Source organism: Bordetella petrii (assembly GCF_020991325.1).
Classification (GTDB): domain Bacteria; phylum Pseudomonadota; class Gammaproteobacteria; order Burkholderiales; family Burkholderiaceae_B; genus Bordetella_A; species Bordetella_A petrii_E.
Genome location: NZ_JAJMLX010000414.1, coordinates 1 through 2739 on the forward strand (window position 1 = coordinate 1; position 2739 = coordinate 2739).

Genomic DNA, 2739 nt, shown 5'->3' on the forward strand with positions numbered 1-2739 from the left:
GTGATCCACGTCACGGCCCGGCCAACCCGCAGATTCAGCGCGTCTATGCCGCGCGATAAGGCGAGTAATGCTTTCATGATGGGAATAAGAATCTAGGGAAAATAAGCCGCGCACCAAACAGGACGCGTGGCATGGGCATACTGGGGTTCCCGGGTTGGCCGGTGGCTGCCGTCGGCATGCATAGCCCGCACGGAACCGGCTTTTGGCGGGCACTGCGACGGGCAGAATCGCACGATTTTATATCGTAGCGCCTGTCCGCCGCCCGCCGGGCCCGTTGTTACCTGCTTATTTGCCGCGTTTAATGGTGCCCATGAAGCCGTCGAAGCTGCCTTCGGCAACACGGAACCACGGGATCGCGTTATCGCGGAAAGCCACCATGTCTTCGTAGATTTTCTTGAACATGGGGTCTTTGGCGGAGAACTCCTCGTACACCTTGACCGCCTCGGCGTAGCACGCATCCATGACAGCCTTCGGGAAGGCCTTGAGCTGCGCGCCCTGGGACACCAGGCGACGCAGGGCCGCCGGATTCTCGGCGTCGTACTTGGCGATCATGTCGTTGGTGGCCGCGGCGGAGGCCTGCGCCAGCGCCGCCTGGTAGTGCTTGGGCAGCTTGTTGTAGACGTCCTGGTTCACGTACAGCGACACTTGCAGCGTGCCCTCCCACCAACCCGGGAAGTAGTAATGCTTGGCCACTTTGTGGAAACCCAGCTTCTCGTCATCGTACGGGCCGATCCATTCGGCGGCATCGATGGTGCCTTTTTCCAGCGACGGATAGATGTCGCCGCCGGCGATTTGCTGCGGTACCACGCCCAGACGCGACAGCACGGCGCCCGCGAAGGCGCTGGCGCGGAACTTCAGGCCCTGCAGGTCTTCGACTGTCTTGATTTCTTTGCGGAACCAGCCGCCCATCTGCGTGCCGGTGTAGCCGCAGGGGAAGTTGACCACGTTGTACTTCTGGAACAATTCGCGGGTCAGTTTCAGGCCGTTGCCATGGCGCATCCAGGAATTCATCTGGCGCGTGTTCAGGCCGAAGGGCACGGCACCGTCAAAGCACAGGGCCGGATCTTTGCCAAAGTAGTAATACGAAGCCGTGTGGCCGCATTCGATGGTGTTGTTCTGCACGGCATCGAGTACTTGCAGCGCGGGCACGATTTCACCGGCCGGGAAGGCACGGATGTTGAACTTGCCGTCCGTGGCCTCGGACACGTACTTGGCCAGGTTCTCGCCGCCGGTATAGATGGCATCGGCGCTGCGCGGGAAGCTGGAAGCCAGGCGCCAGTTCAGCGTGGGGGATTCTTGCGCCAGAACCGGCGCTGCGAGAGTGGCGCCACCGGCGGCGGCACCCAGAGTAGCCTTTTTGAGGAACGAACGACGTTGCATTACAAGTGTCTCCTGGTTGGAACAGATGCTGGCGCGAGCCGTTCGTGTGAAACGGCCGCGAAAACGGCAGCCCGGGTGAGAGGCTGCCGCTTTTTTTCGTCCGCAATAATATAGGGATTCTCGATGAATGCCTTCCTGCTGATTACCCTTAAGTAAATGTAAAAGGCGACAGCAGACGCGGGGCCCCATCCAGTTCGTTCAGCCGGAATTCAGGCGGGTATTCAATGGAGGAAAGATACAGCCCGTCGGGCGAAAACGTCGCCGCGCCCAGCCGCCGATCACGGGCAGCCAGCAATACCCGCATCCAATCCGCCTTCTGGCGCCCCTGACCGACCTGCAGCAGCGCGCCCATCAGGTTGCGCACCATGTGGTGCAGGAAGGCGTTGGCCCGCAACGTGAAAACCAGGAACGAGCCGCGCTCGTCGATATCCAGCCGATGCAGGGTGCGCACGGGGTGACGGGCCTGGCATTGCGACGAACGGAAGCTGGAAAAATCATGCTCGCCCAGCAACGCCGCGGCAGCCTGCCGCATGGCGCCGACGTCGAGCGGCTGGAAACACCACCCCGCCCTGCCCGCCCACAGCGGCGGGCGCACGCGGTCTCGCCACAGCACATACAGATACGTGCGCGAGCGGGCAGAAAACCGCGCGTGGAAATCCTCTGGCACAGGCTGTGCCCATTGCACGGCAATGCTGGGGGGCAGGAACGCGTTCACGCCGCGCACCCATGATTCGGGACGGCGATCCAGATGCGTATCGAGATGCACCACTTGCATCGCGGCGTGCACGCCGGTATCGGTACGGCCAGCGCAGACAGTGGGGACACTATCCGGAATACCGGCGAACTTGCCCAGGGCGGCTTCCAGCGTGTCCTGCACCGTTTGCCGGTGCGGCTGCGTCTGCCAGCCTTGCCAGGAGGAGCCGTCGTATGCCAGCCCCAGAGCCATGCGCGCCATGATGATCAGACGCGCGGCTTGCCGGGGCGGGGTTCGTCGGTGGGTGGCTGGTCCAGATCCAGGCTGATATTGTCGAGCTTGCGATTCAGGGCTGCGGTGTCCAGCGCAGGCTCGCCATAGCCGTACGTGGCTTCGTCTTCGTCGGCCCGCCGGGCGCCGGCGCGGCGCAACAACCACGCCACGACCAACACAATGAAAGCCAGCACCGCGGTAACGACCACCAGCAGATTGTCGGCCAGCCAACCCGGCATGGAACCGGACGAGGTGCTGTCCGAGCTGGCATTGGCGGCACCGCCGCCACCCGCGGAACCCTCTGACCCAGCCGAAGCGCCCGGAGAGCCTGCCGCGCCGGGCGCACCTGCCGCGCCGGGCGTACCTGCCGCACCGGGCGTACCTGCCGCGCC

2 protein-coding genes and 2 pseudogenes are annotated in these 2739 nt (G+C 63.6%); all 4 read right to left on the reverse strand.

Features of this window, described 5'->3' with window-relative positions; genetic code table 11:
* Positions 1-77, reverse strand: a pseudogene (locus tag LPZ50_RS25450) (C4-dicarboxylate ABC transporter substrate-binding protein); the annotation flags it as partial.
* Positions 78-285: 208 nt separating this feature from the next.
* Positions 286-1380: a TRAP transporter substrate-binding protein gene (locus tag LPZ50_RS23865; protein WP_230665332.1), complete on the reverse strand. Its 1095-nt coding sequence runs from the start codon at positions 1378-1380 to the stop codon at positions 286-288.
* A 148-nt stretch (positions 1381-1528) separates the two neighbouring features.
* Positions 1529-2335 carry a tRNA pseudouridine(38-40) synthase TruA gene (truA, locus tag LPZ50_RS23870; protein WP_230665333.1) on the reverse strand — a complete coding sequence of 269 codons (807 nt, stop codon included), beginning with the start codon at positions 2333-2335 and terminating at the stop codon, positions 1529-1531.
* A gap of 5 nt (positions 2336-2340) precedes the next feature.
* Positions 2341-2739: pseudogene (locus LPZ50_RS23875) on the reverse strand (peptidoglycan-binding protein LysM); the annotation flags it as partial.